Below are 16,920 nucleotides of genomic sequence, written 5' to 3'. Positions count from 1 at the left end.
CATGGAGGAGCGGCTGCGCAGGTGGCGGATGGTGCTGGGCGGCGGGGAGGCCGACGGCACCGGCGTGGCGCTGCACGGGTCCGACGCGGCGATGGACGGCGCCCTGTCCGCCGTCTACGAGCGCGAGGGCGGGCTCGGCGCCTCCGCGCCGCGCGTGGCCCGCTGGCTGGGCGACATCCGGACGTACTTCCCGTCCACGGTCGTCCAGGTGATGCAGAAGGACGCCATCGAACGGCTGGACCTCACCCGCCTCCTCCTCGAACCGGAGATGCTGGAGGCGGTCGAGCCCGACGTCCACCTGGTGGGCACGCTCCTCGCGCTCAACCGGGTCATGCCCGACCGGGCGCGCGAGTCGGCCCGGACCGTGGTGCGGACGGTGGTGCGGGAGCTCGAACGGCGGCTCGTCCAGAAGACCCGGGCGGCCGTCACCGGGGCGCTCGACCGCTCCGCCCGCACCCACCGGCCGCGCCGGGCGGCCGACATCGACTGGGACCGGACGATCCGGGCGAACCTGTCGCACTACCTGCCCGAGCACCGCACGGTCGTGCCGTCGCGGCTGGTCGGGCACGCCCGCAGGCAGCGGGCGGTGCGGCGCGAGGTGGTGCTGTGCGTCGACCAGAGCGGGTCGATGGCGGCCTCGGTGGTGTACGCGGGGGTGTTCGGCGCGGTCCTGGCGTCGCTGCGGTCGCTGCGGACGTCGATGGTGGTGTTCGACACGGCCGTGGTGGACCTCACCGATCGGCTGGACGATCCGGTGGAGGTGCTGTTCGGCACGCAGCTCGGCGGCGGCACCGACATCAACCGGGCCGTCGCGTACGCCCAGGGGCTCGTCACCCGCCCCGCCGACTCGATCTTCGTGCTGGTCAGCGACCTGTACGAGGGCGGGGCGCGGGAGGAGATGCTGCGCCGGGTCGCCGCGATGACCCAGGCGGGCGTGCAGGTGGTCGTGCTGCTGGCCCTGTCCGACGAGGGGGCTCCGTCGTACGACCACGACAACGCGGCCGCGCTCGCGGCGCTGGGCGTGCCCGCCTTCGCGTGCACGCCCGACGCCTTCCCCGAGCTGATGGCGGCCGCGATCGAGCGGCGTGACCTGGACCACTGGGTGGAGAGCCACACCTCGTGACGGGCGCCGGCGTCAGTGGGCCGGCTGGTCGGTCTGGGCGCGCCGCGGGAGGAGGAACGACAGCGCGAGCGTGAGCCCGAGCAGCCCGACCTCGACCCACACGGTGGCCTGCATCGCCGCGCCGAAGCTCCACTGCGCCTTGAGCAGGTGGAAGAAGAACGTCCCGAGGACGGCCGTGCCGAGCGCGGCCCCGAGCTGCTGCACGGCCGTCAGCGTGCCCGAGGCGGAGCCGGACTCGCGGTGGTCGACGCCGGCCAGCACGATGTCGAAGAACGGCGCCATGATCATGCCCATGCCGATCCCGGCGATCGCGAGGCCCGGGGCGAGCTGCCACGGGGAGACGTCCAGACCGGTGAGGTGGACGGTCACCCCGAACACCACGGCGCCGGCGGCCATGACCACGGCGCCGATCTGCAGCAGGCCGCGGCCGAGCTTCTCCTGCAGGCCCGACATCGCCAGGCCGAAGCCGGCCACGGAGCCGAGCGCCTGCGGAAGGGACGTGAGACCGGCCTTGAGCGGGCTGTAGTGCAGGCCGACCTGGGTGAAGAGCGACAGGACGAGGCTGAAGCCGATCAGGCCGGAGAAGAACGCGAGCCCCGCGACGAGCCCGCCGGTGAACGCCCGCTTGCGGAACAGGCTGGGCGTGACCAGCGGGTCCTTGCCGCTCCTGGCCCGGTGCGACTCGAAGACGGCGAAGACGGCGAACATCACGATCGAGCCCGCCATCGAGGCGAACGTCCAGACCGGCCAGTCGAGCTCGGGGCCCTGGATGAGCGGGTAGACGAGCAGGAACGCGGCCGCGGACACGAGCAGCACGCCGACGAGGTCCAGCCTGGTGGCGTCGGTGAGCCGGACCTCCGGCAGGAACTTCAGCCCGGCCAGCACCGCGGCCAGCCCGAGCGGCAGGTTGATCAGGAAGATCATCCGCCAGCCCGCGCCGAACAGGTCGGCGTCGACCAGCCACCCGCCGAGGATCGGCCCGCCGACCGACCCGAGCGTCATGACCGGGCCGAACGCGCCGAACGCCTTGCCCAACTCCTCCGGCGGGAACATCTCCTTGATCATGCCGAGGCCCTGCGGGAGCATGACCGCCCCGAACAGGCCCTGCAACGCCCGGCCGGCGATGAGCAGTTCGGGATCGCCGGCCAGGCCGCACAGCAGTGACATGACCGTGAACCCGGCCGCGCCGATCAGGAACATCCTCTTGCGGCCCAGCAGGTCGCCGAGCCGGCCCCCGGTGATGAGGCCGACGGCCATCGCCAGGGTGTAGCCGGCGCCGAGCCACTGCACGAGGCTCTCCTCGCCGCCGAGGTCCTGGCGGATGGTGGGGGCCGCGATGGTGGTGATGAGGGCGTCCAGCATGTCCATGACCTCGGCGGCCAGGATGACGCCGAGGGCGGGCCAGCGCCAGCGGTGGGGTTGCAGCGTCGTGACGGCGCTGGGTGCGGTGACGGTCATGGGGGAATCTCCTTGAAAACATCGTTCGTGATCTACGAACGCCGTTCGTCAACGAACACCGTTTTAGTGGCGAACGGTGTTCGTGTCAAGTACAGTGTTCGTATGCGAAGCGCGAACAGTGACGATGACCTCCCGGAAGTCCCCCTGCCGCCCTGGCGCAAGGCCCGCAAGTCCTCGCAGCCGAGACCCCAGCTCAGCCGCGAGCTGATCGTGGACACCGGCCTGCGGGTCCTCGACGCCGAAGGGCTCGACGCGCTCAGCATGCGGCGGGTCGCGCAGGAGCTGGGCACCGGCCCGGCCTCGCTGTACGCGCACGTCTCGGCCAAGGAGGAGCTGCTGGAGCTGATCTACGACCGGGTGCTCGGCGAGGTCAGGCTCCCGGAGTACGACCCCTCCCGATGGCTGACGCTGCTGCGCCAGTGCGCCCTGGAGCTGCACCGCGTCATCGTCGGCCACGCCGACGTCGCCCGCGCGGCGCTGGCCAGCATCCCCACCGGGCCGAACGCGCTCCGGCTGTCCGAGTTCATGTTCGGCCTGCTCGTCGACGCCGGGATGCCGCCGCGCGACGCCTCGCTCGCCTTCGACCGGATCATCCTCTACGTCTGCGCGGACGCCTTCGAGGGCTCGCTGCACTACCCGCGCATGAAGGCGCTGGGCCACACCAGGCTCAGCGAGTACTTCCACATGTACGTCTCGCAGATCGAGGAGTACTTCACGTCGCTGCCGCCCGACCGGTTCCCGCACCTGAGCGAGCACGCGCGGGTCCTGGTCGCGGACGGCGGCGAGGCCCGCTTCCGGTACGGGCTGGACCTGCTGTTCGACGGCCTCGCGGCGCGCATGCCCGCCGGCGGGGACAGACCGGGGTCCTGAACTCCACCCAGGCGGGGATCGGTGCGGCGTGCGTCCCCGGCCTGCGTCCTTAGGCCGAATTGCCTAGGACCCGGGCCCGATGTGCCGCGAGGGCCGGAACTCTAGCGTGCCGGTATGACAACGACTCTGGAAGCTCCCCCCGTCCCCGGCGTGGTCTCCGCCAGCTACCGGACGCTCAGCGTGGGCCTGGTGGCCCTGGTCATGCTGGTGGCGTTCGAGGCGATGGCGGTGGCCACGGCCATGCCCGTGGTGGCCCGCGAACTCGGCGGCATGCCCCTGTACAACCTGGCGTTCAGCGCCACCCTGGCGGCCAGTGTGATCGCGACCGTGCTCGGCGGGCGGTGGAGCGACGTGCGCGGCCCCGTCGCGCCGCTGTCGGCGGGCGTGGCGAGCTTCGTGGCCGGGCTGCTGGTGGCCGGGTTCGCGCCCACGATGGAGGTGCTGGTCGCCGGCCGGTTCGTGCAGGGACTCGGGGCGGGCCTCGTCCAGGTGTCGCTGTACGTGCTGGTCGCCCGGCTCTACCCGCCGGTGATGCACCCCAAGGTGTTCGGGTTGTTCTCGGCCGCGTGGGTGGTGCCGTCCATGGTGGGACCGGCCATCGCGGGGTTCGTCGTGGAGAACGCCGACTGGCGGTGGATCTTCCTCGGCGTGTCGCTGATCGTGGTCCCCTCCGCGCTGCTGCTCTGGCGCGGCATCGCCGGCCGCGCCGACGCGGCCCGTGGCGGCGCCGGTGACCCGGAGGGCGCGCCCCCGGCGCGCCTCGGCGGCAAGCTGGTCTGGGCCACGCTGACCGCCGTCGCCGCCGCCCTCATCCAGTACGGCAGCGCGCTCAAGCTCGCCGGGCTGCCCCTGCTCGCCGCCGGCGTCGTCCTGCTGGCCGTCGGCCTGCCCAAGCTCCTGCTGCCCGGATCCCTGCGCGTCGCCCGCGGCCTGCCCACCGCGCCCGTGCTGCGCGGCCTCGCGTACGGCGCGCTCATGGCCACCGAGGTGCTCATCCCGCTCATGCTGAGGAGCGAGCGCGACCTGTCCCCGACGGGCGCCGGCATCGTGCTGACCATCGGCGCGCTCGGCTGGTCCACCGGCTCCTGGATCAAGGGCCGCGGCGTCATCGGCAACGTGGCCGCGGTCCGCGGCGGCGCCGCCCTGATCGCCGTGGGCATCGCGCTCGTCTCGCTCGTCCTGATCGACGCCGCGCCGCTCGCGGTGGCCCACGTCGCCATGGCGATCTCCGGTCTCGGCATCGGCGTCCTGCACCCGACGGTCTCGGTCATGGTGCTGGAGATGTCCAGGCCGGGGGAGGAGGGCGGGAACACCGCCGCCGTGGGCGTCGGCGAGTCCGTCTTCACGGTCGTGGCCGTGGCCGGCGCCGGAGCGCTGTTCACCGCGTCCGGCGAGTCGTATCTGGTCGGGCTGGCGTTCACGTTCGCGCTGGCCGTGCTGGCGGTCGTCGTGGCGCCCCGTTTTGCCCAGTCCGCCAAGGCGGGCACACTGGAGGGAGCCGCGTCATAAAGGGGGGCACATGCCGCGAGTGCGTGAGGTCGAGGTCTATCGGATCGTCCTGCCGTTCGGCAGGCGGTCCGAGAGCCTGCTCGTCAAGCTCACGGACTACGCCGGCATGACGGGATGGGGCGAGGCCCTCGCCCCCGATCCGAAGACGTTCTCCCGGCTGGAGGAGACGCTCGGCGCCCTGCTGATCGGCGTCGACTGGGAACACCCCGACGCCCTCCCCGCCAGCGACCCGGCGGTCGACATGGCCTGCTGGGACCTGTGGACCCGCATGCGCGGCGTCCCCCTCGCCCACGCCATCGGCGGCGACCGCACCTCGCTCATGGCCACCGTCCGCCTCACGCCCGACACCTCGGCCGAGAACCTCGTCGCCCGCGTCAACCAGCAGGTCTGCGCCGGATACGGCCACGTCACGCTCGACGTCCGGCCCGGCTGGGACGTGGAGCCGGTCCGGGCCGTGCGCCAGGCGTACCCCGCGCTGACGCTCGCCGTGGACGGCGGCGGCTCCTACACCGACGACGTCCAGCTCGTGGCGCTCGACTCCTACGGCGTCGAGGTCATCGAGCGGCCGTTCGCCGTGGGCGACGTCTACCGCCACGCCGCGCTGCAGGACCAGGTGTCGGCCGCGGTCGCCGTCGAGGTCCGCTCGGCGGCCGAGCTCGACGACTACCTGACGCTGCGGGCGGCCCGCGTGCTGCTGCTGCGGCCCACGGCGTTCCCGTCGCTCACGGGGGCGCGGCGCGCGCACGACCGCGCGGCGGCGGCCGGCTGGGACATCCAGTGCGCCGGCGGGCAGGGCGCGGGCCTGGCCCGGGCGGCCACGGTCGCGGTGGCCAGCCTGCCGGGCTGCACGCTGCCGTGCGACGTCACCCAGCCGCCGCGCGCCAACCAGATCGTCACGCCCATCGTGGGCGCCAACGCGGGCGTCGTGGCGGTGCCGCTGACGCAGCCCGGCCTGGGGCACACTATCGACGAGGCGCGGGTGCGGCGCCTGGCCAAGGACCACTTCCGGGCGTGACCCGGGTGTGATCCGCTCCCTCTACCTTGATCGCCTACGGGTGGCGAGGGAGGGGCGGGGCGGTGGAGGACGTGGCGGGGCTCACGTGGTGGCGGGTCCGACTGTTGTGGCTGATGTGGGGGCGGCCGTCCTTTCCCGCGGCGTCGTGGTCCAGATACGCGGCGGGTATGGCGCTGCTGGCGGCGCTGAGCGTGGGGGCGGCGTGGGGCTACTTCCAGCTCCACGGGTTCGGCATGCCCGTGATCTTCCAGGTGTTCGTCTACGCGGCGGCCGGCCTCGTGGTGCTGGCGTTGGCCGTCCATTACCGGCCGACCCGGTATCGCTGGCGCAACCCCCGCCTGCCGTTGGACGACCCTGCCGGGCTGCGCGCCCTGGTGGCGGAGGCCGCGGAACTGGCGGGCTGGGACAGACCGCTCCCGGCGGTGCGTGTGAACGCGTGGGCGAAGGTGCTGGTGTGGCGTGGCCGCTTCCGCGGCGAGGTCATGCTGGGGATGCCGCTGCTCCTGGGGCTGACCAGGGAGGAACTCCGGGTCATCATCACGCGGGAGCTCCTCCTCGCCCGCACGGTGCCGTGGCACGCGATGTACCTGCTGGCCCTCAACTCGGACGACGTCGGCAACGCGGCGCGGGGCGGGACGTCGCCGTGGCGGCCGTGGCTGCGCGCGCACGCCTACAGGGTGCGGCACGACCTGTGGGAGGCCATGGCCGAGCTGGTGGGCGTGACGACCCTGGAACGCGTGATCCGGCGGGAGGACGAGATCGCCGACGCCTTCGCCTGGCACCTCCAGCGTTACGTCGTCCGCATTCACCCGCCCACCTTCGTCACCGACGTCTACCGCTCCTTCGGCCGGGCGCTCACCGAGGACGACCTCATGACGAGGATGGGCCCGAGCATCCAGGCGGACACGGGTGAGGAGCTCGACGGGCACGAACGGAGGTTGCTGGAGGAGATCGGCTGGAAACCCGGTGCGGTTGTGGAGGCCGTCACCGAGCCGGTGATCACCGAGGTGTCCGAGGACCTGGACCGCAGACTCGGCCAGGTCCTGCTTCGCCACTACCTGATGGAGCCGGCCCTGCGTCCCGCGGCGCTCTCACTGGCGGACATCACCGCCGAGCAGTGGCTCTTCTACCATGAGGACCAGCTCGAACGGCTCCGCACGGCCGCCCGTGCCGTCCTCGGCGACTCCCACAAGCTCACCGACCTGATCCGCCTCGCCGACGAAGGCCGCCTCAAGGAGCTCGACTGGTGGCACGCGAAGACCGTGTGCCCCCACCCCAGCCGCGCCGTCTGCGTCCTGCTGCCCCTGCTCCAGGTCGGCCTGCGCCACCAGGGGTACGCCCACGACGACCCCGTACGGCAGCGCCTCCTGACCGGCCCCGAAGGGGACAAGGTGGACGTGGTACAACTGGCCGGGAAGATCGCCGCAGAGCTTCGCGAAGGGGGCGAAATGACCGGTAAGGATCCCGATGAGGACGCCCGCCGGCTCGCCGGGGAGTCGCTGGCCGGTGGTGACCCGACCGGCTGGTTCGAGCGTCTGTACGCCGGGTCGGCGGCCGGCGAGGCGGTCGTCCCCTGGGACTCCGGCGGCCCGCACCCGCTGCTCGTCGCCTGGACGGCGGGGCGCAAGCCCGAGGAGGGCGACTCGCCGAAGGCGCTGGTCGTGGGCGCCGGGCTGGGCGACGACGCCGAGCACCTGGCCGCCCTCGGCCACGACACCACGGCGTTCGACGTCAGCGAGTCGGCCGTGCGCCTGGCCCGCGAGCGCTTCCCCGGCACGGCCGTCTCCTACCAGGTGGCCGACCTGCTCGACCCGCCCGCCGCATGGCGCCGCGCGTTCGACCTGGTCGTGGAGATCATGACCGTGCAGGCGCTGCCCGAGCCGCTGCACCAGGACGCCATCGAGCGCGTCGCCTCCTTCGTCCGGCCGGGCGGCACGCTCCTGGTCATCGCCTCCGGCCGCGACGAGGGCGACCCCGTGGGCGCGCCCCCGTGGCCGCTGACCAGGGCGGAGATCACCGCGTTCGCCGTCGGCGGGCTCGGGGTGGGCGAGATCGAGGACCTGCGCGAGCCGGGCCGCCGCCGCTGGCGCGCCACCTTCCACCGCCTCATGAGCTAGGCGAGGACGGCGTCCAGCAGCAGGGAACCCGCTCCCAGCAGGGCGGCGTCCCGGCCCGCCCGTGCCGGCGCGATCTCCAGGTCGCGCGTGGCCAGCGGCAGGCACCGCTCGTACACCGCGGCCCGGATCGAGGTGATGAGCGGCTCGGCCGCCGAGAGGCTGCCGCCCACGGCCACCACGTCTGGGTTGAAGAAGTTCACGAGCACGGTGAGCACCTCGCCGATACGGCGCCCGGCGGTGCGGACCATGCTGGTCGCCTCGGGCACGGCGTCGTTGACCAGGTCCACGACGCCGGAGGTGTGCCGTACCTCGATGCCCGCCTCGGCCAGCGCGGCGATGAGGGCGGCGCCGCTGGCGTACGCCTCCAGGCAGTCGTGGTGGCCGCAGGCGCAGATCACGGAGGAGTCGGAGCTGACCCGCACGTGGCTGATGTCGCCGGCCGCGCCCCGGCCGCGGTGCAGGCGGCCGTCGACGATGGCGCCGCACCCTATGCCGGTGCCGACCTTGAGCACCATGAGGTTCTCGCGGCCCGGCCAGGAGCGGGCCTCGCCGGCGGCCATGAGGTTGGCGTCGTTCTCGACCAGGACGGGCAGGTCGTAGCGGGCGCGCAGGTGGTCGGCGACGGGGAAGTCGTTCCAGCCGGGCATGCGCGAGGGCGTCACCACGCGTAACGTCGCCGGGTCCACGGGGCCGGGCACGCCGGTCCCGACGCCGCGCAGCGGCACCGACGGCGGCACCCGTTCGGCCAGCAGGCGGTCGAACGCGTCCGACAGCAGGTCGAGCGTCGCCTCGGGCCCTTCGGTGATCTCGCACGGGACCTCCTCGACCACCAGCGGGGCGCCGCTGAGGTCGAGCAGCCCGAGCCGGGCGTGGTGGGCGCCGAGGTCGGCGACCGCGAGCACGCCGGCCGTCGGCGACAGGCACAGCCGGCGCGGCCTGCGTCCGCCGCGCGAGGTGCCGGAGCCCTCCTCGACCAGCAGTCCCGCCTCGATGAGCTCCTCCACGCGCAGCGACACGCTGGACGCCGCGAGTCCCGACATGCGGGCCAGGCCGGCGCGAGACTCGGCCGCGCCGGTGGCGACGAGCCGTAACAGGTCCCCCTGAGCCCCCTGTACGGGCAGCCGCTGCTTCATGGGAGATGCATACCATCGATCTACTTCCGCCAGCAACGTGTTGACTTCGTACGAAATCCACCATTACGGTCCCCTTTATCTTCGACATCGAAGGAAGTGGACGCTCATGAAGAAGATGCTCGCTGTCGTCGCCGTCTCCGTGTTAGGCCTGACGGCCTGCGGCGAGACGAGCAACACCGCCGTGCCCGCCGTGCCCGGCGAGTCGAAGACCGCCGCCACCGACGTGCTGGCGAACGCCCCCGTCGCCGAGGCGGCCGCGATCCTCCCCGGCTCGACCATGGAGAAGATCAAGAAGCGCGGCGAGCTCCTCGTGGGCGGCTCGCTCGACGCCCCGCTCCTGTCCCAGCAGAACCCCGCCACGGGTCAGGTCGAGGGCTTCGACGCCGACCTGGGCAAGGCGCTGGCGAAGTACATCCTCGGCGAGCCGAAGGTCAAGATCGTCAACTCGGCGTCGGAGACGCGGGAGGCGCTGCTGTCCAACGGCACCGTGGACGTCGTCTTCCAGACGTACACGATCACCGAGGAGCGCGCGAAGCAGGTCGCGTTCGCCGGCCCGTACTACACCTCGGGCCTGACGATCGCCGTGAAGAAGGGCACCTCCGGCATCGCCAAGCCGGAGGACCTGAACGGCAAGAAGGTGCTCGCTGGAGCCAACACCCCGGCCATCCCCGCGATCAAGAAGCTCGCCCCCCAGGCCGAGATCATCACCTTCGGCAGCGACCCCGAGTGCGTGCAGGCCCTCAAGCAGGACCGCGGCGTCGCCTACGTGCAGGACGAGACGCTGCTGATCGCCGACGCCAAGAAGGACCCCTCCATCGAGATCGTCACCAAGCCCTTCACCGTCGACCCCTACGGCATCGGGCTCAAGCACGGCGACGACCAGATGAAGACGTTCGTCAACGACTGGCTCGGCAAGATCCAGGGCAACGGCGTCTGGCAGGGCATCTGGAAGAACTCCATCGGCACCGTCGTCACCGGCGACGCGCCCCAGCCGCCCAAGATCGGCTCCGTCCCGGGATCCTGATGTCCGTCATCCTCGATCACCTGCCCGAGCTCTGGCAGGGCCTGATCGTCACGCTCCAGCTCACCGCCGCGTCCTTCCTCGGCGCGGCGGTGCTGGGCGTGGTCGTCACCGCCCTGCGCGTGAGCCCCGTACGCGTGCTGCGCGCCATCGGCACCGCGTACGTGGAGACGTTCCAGAACCTGCCGCTGCTGGTGCTGCTCGTCCTCGCGGTCTTCGGCCTGCCCGAGATCGGCATCCAGGCCGACCTGCTCGTGACGGCGATCGTGGTCATCGCGGTGTACGAGGCGGCCTACATCGGCGAGGCGCTGCGCTCCGGCGTCAACGCCGTCTCCAGGGGGCAGGGCGAGGCGGCCCGGGCGATCGGGCTGACGTTCACCCAGTCGCTGCGGCACGTGATCCTGCCGCAGGCGCTGCGCACGGTCGTCCAGCCGCTCGGCAACATCTTCATCGCCCTGACCATGAACACCGCCCTGGCCGGCGCGGTCGGCGTCATCGACCTCACCGCCGCCGCCAACCGGGTGAACCTGGTCGAGGCGCAGCCCATCCCCATCTTCGTCGGCGCCGGGCTCGCGTACGCGCTGCTCGCCGCCTGCGCCGGCTTCGTGACCGGACGCCTGGAGAAGAGGCTGGTGATCCTCCGATGAGCACCATGCTCTTCGACGAGCCGGGCCCGCGCGCCCGGCGGCGCATGCGCGTCGCCACCGTGATCGGCGCGCTGGCCACCGTGGCGCTCGCCGTGCTCGCCGTGCGGCAGTTCGCCGCCAACGGCCAGCTCGACGCCGCCCGCTGGCAGCCGTACGCGACCTGGCCCATGTGGCGCTACCTGCTGAACGGCCTGGGCTCGACCGCGCTGGCCGCCGTGGTGTCCGCGGCGCTCGCCATGGCGTTCGGCCTCGTGCTGGGGCTCGGCCGCCTGTCGCCGCGGCGGTGGGCGCGCGTGCCCGCCGCCGGCTACGTCGAGGTCGTGCGGACCGTGCCGGCGCTGCTGCTGGTGTACGTGGTGCTGTTCGCGCTGCCCCGCTACGGGCTGGACCTGCCGCTGTTCTGGAAGCTGGTCGTGCCGCTGAGCGTGTCGCACGCCGCGTCGTTCGCCGAGATCTTCCGCGCCGGCATCCTGTCCGTCGAGCGTGGCCAGAGCGAGGCCGGCCTGGCCGTCGGGCTGACCCCGGGGCGCACCATGCGCCTGATCGTGCTGCCCCAGGCGGCCCGCCGGGTGCTGCCCTCGATCGTCAGCCAGTCGGTCGGCCTGCTCAAGGACACCTCGCTCGGCTTCGTCGTCAGCTACACCGAGCTGCTCTACAGCTCCAAGGTGCTGGCCAACTACAACGGGCTGCTCATCCAGACCTACATCGTGGTGGCGCTGGTCTACCTGGTGGTCAACATGTCGCTGTCCAAGCTCGCCCGCACGCTGGAGGCCCGCCGGCGCGCCGTCCTCAGGAGGAGAACCACCCGTGTCTGACCCCGCCGCGTCGAGCTACGCCGTTCTCGCCGAGGTCGTGCGCTCCGGCTTCACCGAGAGCGTCCACTACGGCAGCGCCGTGGGCCTGGACCCGTCCGGCCACGCGGAGGTCGCGCTCGGCCCCGTGGACGCCCCGGTGCTGCCCCGCTCCTCCACCAAGCCGTTCCAGGCGCTGGCCTGCCTCACAGCCGGCGCCGCGCTGGCCGGCCCGCGCCTGGCCATCGCCGCGGGCAGCCACACGGGCGAGGACTTCCACGTACGGGTGACCGGCGAGATCCTGGCCGACTACGGGCTCGGCTTCGACGCCCTGGCCTGCCCGCCGTCCTGGCCCGAGGACCAGGCGACCGCGCACGCGCTGATCCGGCAGGGCCTCGGCCCCACCCGCGAGCGCATGAACTGTTCCGGCAAGCACGCCGCCATGCTGGCCGCCTCGGTCGCCAACGACTGGGACGTGCGGTCGTACCTGTCCGCCGAGCACCCGCTCCAGCAGAAGGTCCGGTCGGTCACCGAGGAGCTGGCGGGGGAGAAGGCCGCGCACGTGGCCGTCGACGGCTGCGGCGCGCCGCTGTTCGGGCTGTCGCTGACCGGCCTCGCGCGGGCCGTGCGCGCCCTCGTGACGGCCGCCCCGGGCAGCGGGCCGCGCCAGGTCGCCGACGCCATGCGCACCCACCCCGAGTACGTCGGCGGCACCGGACACCAGAACACCGAGCTGATGCGCGCCCTGCCCGGCGCCCTGGTCAAGGGCGGCGCCGAGGGCGTGCTGGTCGTGGCGCTCGGCTCCGGGCACGCGGTGGCCGTGAAGGTCGTCGACGGCAGCCCGCGCGCCACCACGGCCGTCGCCCTGGCGGTCCTGCGCCGCATGGGGGTGGACGTGTCGGGCGCCGAGGAGTTCGAGCGCGTGGACGTGCTGGGCGGCGGCGTCCCGGTGGGACGGATCGTCACGCCCCTCCGCAGCCCTCGGTGAGGGACTTGGCCGGGGTGTCGGACGTCTTGGCCTTCGGGGTCCTGCGCGGCCCCGGCGTGCCCGTCTCGGCCGACGGCGTCGTCTGAGGTGTGGCCGCCGTGGCGGAGGCGGTCGGCGCGGGCGTGGCGCTCGCGACCACGCCGGCCGGGACGCCCCGCGTGGACGCGTGGATCGCGTCGCGGGTGACCTGGCGGATCTTCTCCCAGTCGGGGTAGCCGGTGTTGATCAGCGGCGGCACGAATTGGACGCTCGTCACCTTCGCGCCCTTGACCTTCAGCGCCAGCGGTACCAGGTCCTTGAGCATCGGCCGCGGGATGTCGGTGCGGATCAGCTCCTTGGTGGCCAGCGCGATGCGGCGGAAGCGGATCAGCACGGTCGCCGGGTCGGCCTGGTCCAGCAGCGCCCCGATGACGCAGCGCTGACGGCGCATCCGGGTGAAGTCGTCGCTGTAGGTGCGCGAGCGGGCGTACCACATGGCGTCGGCGCCCTTCAGCTTCCGCGTCCCCGCCTTGACCAGGCCCTCGTTGTACTTGCCGAACACCACGTCCTGCTCGACGTGGATCCGCACGCCGCCGATCGCGTCGATCAGCCGGGCGAAGCCCCACATGTTGACCAGCGCGTACCAGTCGATCTTGAGGCCGAGCGTGTAGCCGATGGTGTCCATCAGCACCCCGGGGCCCTGGTGCTGCTTCCCGCCGAAGATCTCGGGGTGCGCGTCGGCGTACTCCCACACGCTGTTGAGCAGGTCGCTGCGCCCGCCGCCGGGGTCGGGCGGCAGCCGGAAGCCGTCCGGGAAGTGCTGGGCCATCGGCGTGCCCGGCCGGAACCGGACGTCCTCCAGGTTGCGGGGCAGGCTGATGAGCACGGTGTTGCCGGTCTTCACATCGACGCTGGCCACGTTCATGCTGTCGGTGCGCACGCCGATCCGGTTGTCGTCGGCGTCGCCGCCGAGCAGCAGGATGTTGACCCGCTCACGGCCCGCCCACGGGTCCTGCGGCCGGGACGACCCCTGCGCCACGGGCTGCGGGGTCTCGGGCGCGGTGAAGATGCCGTCGATGGCCTGCCGCGAGGTCCACACGTACTGCGCGGTCAGCCCGAACGGGAGCACCACCAGCACCGCCATCAGCCCCGCGAGCGTGCCGGTGAGGATCTGCCCGGCCTGCGGGAGCCCGCCGGGCCGCAGCACGACGAACGAGTGGACGACCAGGGCGAACCAGGCCACGCCCAGCACCGCCGCGGCGGAGGTGATCGACACGAGCCAGGAGTCCTCGGCGACCACGTTGCCGAGGAGGTTGTCGGTGGTCAGCACCACGGCGAGCAGCGCCAGCAGCAGCGCCACGTACAGGCTGAGCAGCACGAGCCCGGTCGTGCGCCACCCGGCCCGCAGGTGCGCCGCGCCGGGTGCGAGCGCCGACAGCGCGAGCCAGCCGAGGACGCCCCGGGCGCTCACCGGTTTCGTTGCCTGCCCCACGCCATCCCCGTTCCCCGTGAACCACTTCGTAGGCCGAATCGAGGCGGCAGCCTACGCGTCCAATGCGAAATCTCTCGTTATGCCGGAGTGAACATCAACAGCCGATTCGCCGTCGGGCTCGGCCGCGCGGCGGCCCGCCTGACGCGGATGACCGCTCTGCCGGATATTGAAGCGCCCCGCCGGGCCCCGCGTCCCCATCTTCGCCAGGACCGGAGGGTCCGCCCGGGATGCCCACCAAAGCGGCGAAACCCTATGGTGTCTCTTATGTACGAGATCACCGTTCTGCCGATGAAGCCCGACTTCGAGGGCGAGGTCGTCGCCACGCTCGTCTCCCGGCGCACGGGCTCCCGCCGGGCGGTGCTCTACCTGCACGGGTTCACCGACTACTTCTTCCAGGACCACCTGGCCGAGCACTACATCGCGCGCGGCATCGACTTCTACGCCCTCGACCTGCGCAAGTACGGCCGGTCGCTGCTGCCCCACCAGACCCGGGGCCTGGTCAGGAGCATCACCGAGTACTTCCCCGAGATCGACGAGGCCGTCCGCCTCATCGGCCGCGACCACGACGAGGTGACGATCAACGCCCACTCCACCGGCGGGCTCGTCGCGTCCCTGTGGGCCGACCGGGTCCGCGGCCGCGGCCTCGTGCGGGGGCTCGTCCTCAACAGCCCGTTCTTCGACCTCAACGTGCCCACCCCGCTCCGCGTGGCCGCCGACCTGCTCAAGACCCCGCTCTCGTACACCAGCAGGGCGCTGCCGCTGCCTCCCAGCACCGTGTACGGCCGCACCCTGCACCGCTCCGAGGGCGGCGAGTGGGACTACGACCTGGACCTGAAGCCGCTCGGCGGGTTCTCCGTGCACGCCATGTGGCTGGCCGCGATCCGCCGCGCGCAGCGCCGCCTGCACGCCGGGCTCGCCGTGGACGTGCCCGTGCTCGTGCTCGCCTCGTCCCGGGGGCTGCGGGTGCGCGACTTCGTCCCCGAGGCCAGGTCGGCCGACGTCGTCCTCGACCCCGAGCACATCGCCCGCTGGTCCACCTGCGTGGGCCCGCACGTCACGTGCGTGCGCGTGCCCGACGGCGTCCACGACCTGGTGCTGTCGGCCGAGCCGGTGCGCAGGCGCGTGTTCGCCGAGATCGACCGCTGGATGGACGCGTACGTCACCGCGGACCCTTCGGACGGCCACCGGGAACCGGACGCCTACCAGGGGAACGCGAACAAGCCGTAATAGGCGGCCGCCACCAGCAGCAGCCCCGTGCCGCCGAGCACGCCCGCCATCGCCACGTGCTGCCAGCGGCTCGGCCGCATCCCCTCGCGCAGCGCGGACACCACCGCCGCGACCGCGGTCACCTCCTGCACGAGCATCAGCGCGGCCAGCACCCGCACGATGACCCAGCCGGCCAGCACCGCGGGCCACGCCCCGGCCTGGTTGACCGCGAACAGCACCAGCACCGTGATGAACAGCACCACCGAGGCCAGCATCCCCAGCCCCGTCCACGCCATCCTGGTCAGCCGCCGCCGGATCGGCGGCCACAGCCGCGCGTCGGTCTCGCCCAGCACGAGCGGCCCGCCACGCAGCCGTACGAGCATGACGGCGACCGGGCCGGCCACGTAGCCGACCGCGGTCAGGCACAGCGTCAGCCCGAGCATCGCGCCGCCCGCGTACCACGGCGCGGCCGGCACGTCCGCCGCAGCGAACCGCTGGACCGGCGTCGCGCCCGCCAGGTGCACCGCCGGGACCGCCGTGCCCGGCAGGCCGATGATCCAGTTGGCGAGGGTGTCCAGGTAACCGGGGGTGAAGTCGCCGCCGTTGATCCGCATCGCGTGGTCGCCGCCGGCCATGAAGCGGATCGTGTAGCGGTCGTTGCCCGACCCCGACAGCGCCGTGGTCAGCGCCCGCGTCGACTCCACGAACGGGATCGACGGGTCCTGCGTGCCGTAGAAGGCCAGCACCGGCTGCCTGACCTGGCGCAGCGCCGGCATCGCGTCGTAGCGCAGGAAGTCGAAGCCCACCCCGCCCATGGCCCGCGTCAGCAGGTCGCGCACCCCGATCGGCGCGCGCAGCCGCAGGAGCTGCTCGTTCAGCGCCCACGCCACCTGGCGCAGCGGGGAGACGTTCGGCGAGGACACCAGCACCGCGAACCCCACCGACGGGCTCTTCGCCGCCGCGATCGGCACCACCCAGCCGCCCTCGCTCACGCCCCACAGCCCGATCCGCGACGGGTCCACGTCCGGCCGCTTGGCCAGCAGCGCCACCATGCGCAGCGTGTCGTCGGCCAGCAGGCCGAAGTCGCGGTCGCGGAAGTTGTAGCCCACCGTCCGCTTGTCGTAGGCGAGCGTCACCACGCCCGCCCGGGCCAGGAACTCCGCCTGCGGGGTGAACTCCGTCCGCGACCCGTTGCCCGACCCCGACACGAACACCAGCGCCGGATGCCGTCCCGGCGTCAGCGGCGCCCGCACGGTGCCCTCCAGGGGCTGGCCCTCGGCCCGGACCGTCACGCTCTGCTCGGCGATGCGCGCGTTGCGCGCCACGGGACGCAGCTCGCCGCGCGGCTGCGCCGGGATCGCCTGGAACGCGTGGTCGGCCTGGAGCGGCGGGGGATCGAACGCGGGAGGCAGCACGTAGCCGACGCACGCCAGAGCCACCAGCACCAGACCGGCGGCGACGCTCAAAGCGCCACGGCCCGCGCCCATCGGCCTCCCCATGTGCGTTGGTTTGCCCGCTGATCTTCCAGCCTACTCCCGGGTTCTGTGGCGTATGAGGCCGCATTTGTCGGT

General features: G+C 72.7%; 14 protein-coding genes. 10 read left to right on the top strand and 4 right to left on the bottom strand.

From position 1 onward, the window contains the following. Position 1 precedes the first annotated feature (1 nt). A complete protein-coding gene (locus tag HTZ77_RS32975; RefSeq protein ID WP_175593750.1) occupies positions 2 to 1,123 on the top strand; it encodes a VWA domain-containing protein in 1,122 nt (373 codons plus the stop codon). 12 nt (positions 1,124 to 1,135) lie between these two features. Here the strand turns inward: HTZ77_RS32975 and HTZ77_RS32970 are convergent, their stop codons facing one another. Further along, complete coding sequence (locus HTZ77_RS32970) at positions 1,136 to 2,581, bottom strand: DHA2 family efflux MFS transporter permease subunit (RefSeq protein ID WP_175593640.1); 1,446 nt, start codon at positions 2,579 to 2,581, stop codon at positions 1,136 to 1,138. A 102-nt stretch (positions 2,582 to 2,683) separates the two neighbouring features. On the opposite strand from HTZ77_RS32970, the gene HTZ77_RS32965 reads away from it, so the two are divergent. From HTZ77_RS32965 to HTZ77_RS46810, 4 genes are all read left to right on the top strand, one after another. Then, positions 2,684 to 3,451: a TetR/AcrR family transcriptional regulator C-terminal domain-containing protein gene (locus tag HTZ77_RS32965; protein WP_175593639.1), complete on the top strand. Its 768-nt coding sequence runs from the start codon at positions 2,684 to 2,686 to the stop codon at positions 3,449 to 3,451. A gap of 114 nt (positions 3,452 to 3,565) precedes the next feature. Continuing rightward, positions 3,566 to 4,960: an MFS transporter gene (locus HTZ77_RS32960; RefSeq protein WP_205304164.1), complete on the top strand. Its 1,395-nt coding sequence runs from the start codon at positions 3,566 to 3,568 to the stop codon at positions 4,958 to 4,960. A gap of 10 nt (positions 4,961 to 4,970) precedes the next feature. Continuing rightward, entirely contained in the window at positions 4,971 to 5,975 is a 1,005-nt protein-coding gene (locus tag HTZ77_RS32955; protein WP_175593638.1) for an enolase C-terminal domain-like protein, read from the top strand. 167 nt (positions 5,976 to 6,142) lie between these two features. Further along, positions 6,143 to 8,092: a class I SAM-dependent methyltransferase gene (locus tag HTZ77_RS46810; RefSeq protein WP_235995542.1), complete on the top strand. Its 1,950-nt coding sequence runs from the start codon at positions 6,143 to 6,145 to the stop codon at positions 8,090 to 8,092. On the opposite strand, the gene HTZ77_RS32945 is transcribed toward HTZ77_RS46810, so the two are convergent. Beyond that, positions 8,089 to 9,225: an ROK family transcriptional regulator gene (locus HTZ77_RS32945; RefSeq protein WP_175593637.1), complete on the bottom strand. Its 1,137-nt coding sequence runs from the start codon at positions 9,223 to 9,225 to the stop codon at positions 8,089 to 8,091. The two genes, HTZ77_RS46810 and HTZ77_RS32945, sit on opposite strands and share 4 nt — an antisense overlap. A 106-nt stretch (positions 9,226 to 9,331) precedes the next feature. On the opposite strand from HTZ77_RS32945, the gene HTZ77_RS32940 reads away from it, so the two are divergent. From HTZ77_RS32940 to HTZ77_RS32925, 4 genes are read left to right on the top strand one after another with little or no spacing between them, the layout of a single operon-like run. Further along, positions 9,332 to 10,249 carry a glutamate ABC transporter substrate-binding protein gene (locus HTZ77_RS32940; protein WP_175593636.1) on the top strand — a complete coding sequence of 306 codons (918 nt, stop codon included), beginning with the start codon at positions 9,332 to 9,334 and terminating at the stop codon, positions 10,247 to 10,249. After that, complete coding sequence (locus tag HTZ77_RS32935) at positions 10,249 to 10,893, top strand: amino acid ABC transporter permease (RefSeq protein ID WP_175593635.1); 645 nt, start codon at positions 10,249 to 10,251, stop codon at positions 10,891 to 10,893. Before HTZ77_RS32940 ends, HTZ77_RS32935 begins: the two co-directional genes overlap by 1 nt. Then, positions 10,890 to 11,708, top strand: coding sequence for an amino acid ABC transporter permease (locus HTZ77_RS32930; RefSeq protein ID WP_175593634.1), 819 nt, complete (start codon positions 10,890 to 10,892; stop codon positions 11,706 to 11,708). Before HTZ77_RS32935 ends, HTZ77_RS32930 begins: the two co-directional genes overlap by 4 nt. Then, a complete protein-coding gene (locus HTZ77_RS32925; protein ID WP_175593633.1) occupies positions 11,701 to 12,672 on the top strand; it encodes an asparaginase in 972 nt (323 codons plus the stop codon). Before HTZ77_RS32930 ends, HTZ77_RS32925 begins: the two co-directional genes overlap by 8 nt. Here the strand turns inward: HTZ77_RS32925 and HTZ77_RS32920 are convergent. After that, positions 12,647 to 14,143: an LCP family protein gene (locus HTZ77_RS32920; RefSeq protein WP_328808910.1), complete on the bottom strand. Its 1,497-nt coding sequence runs from the start codon at positions 14,141 to 14,143 to the stop codon at positions 12,647 to 12,649. The two genes, HTZ77_RS32925 and HTZ77_RS32920, sit on opposite strands and share 26 nt — an antisense overlap. Positions 14,144 to 14,407: 264 nt before the next feature. Here HTZ77_RS32920 and HTZ77_RS32915 point away from each other — a divergent pair, with 264 nt between their 5' ends. Further along, entirely contained in the window at positions 14,408 to 15,370 is a 963-nt protein-coding gene (locus tag HTZ77_RS32915) for an alpha/beta hydrolase (RefSeq protein WP_175593632.1), read from the top strand. On the opposite strand, the gene HTZ77_RS32910 is transcribed toward HTZ77_RS32915, so the two are convergent. Next, a complete protein-coding gene (locus tag HTZ77_RS32910; RefSeq protein WP_175593631.1) occupies positions 15,343 to 16,836 on the bottom strand; it encodes an alpha/beta hydrolase family protein in 1,494 nt (497 codons plus the stop codon). The two genes, HTZ77_RS32915 and HTZ77_RS32910, sit on opposite strands and share 28 nt — an antisense overlap. Between the last annotated feature and the right edge of the window lie 84 nt (positions 16,837 to 16,920).

Origin of the sequence: Nonomuraea montanisoli (assembly GCF_013363975.1) — a bacterium.
Taxonomy (GTDB): Bacteria; Actinomycetota; Actinomycetes; order Streptosporangiales; family Streptosporangiaceae; genus Nonomuraea; species Nonomuraea montanisoli.
Note: the sequence above shows the minus strand (reverse complement) of the source record. Positions and strands in the feature narration are given on the sequence as shown.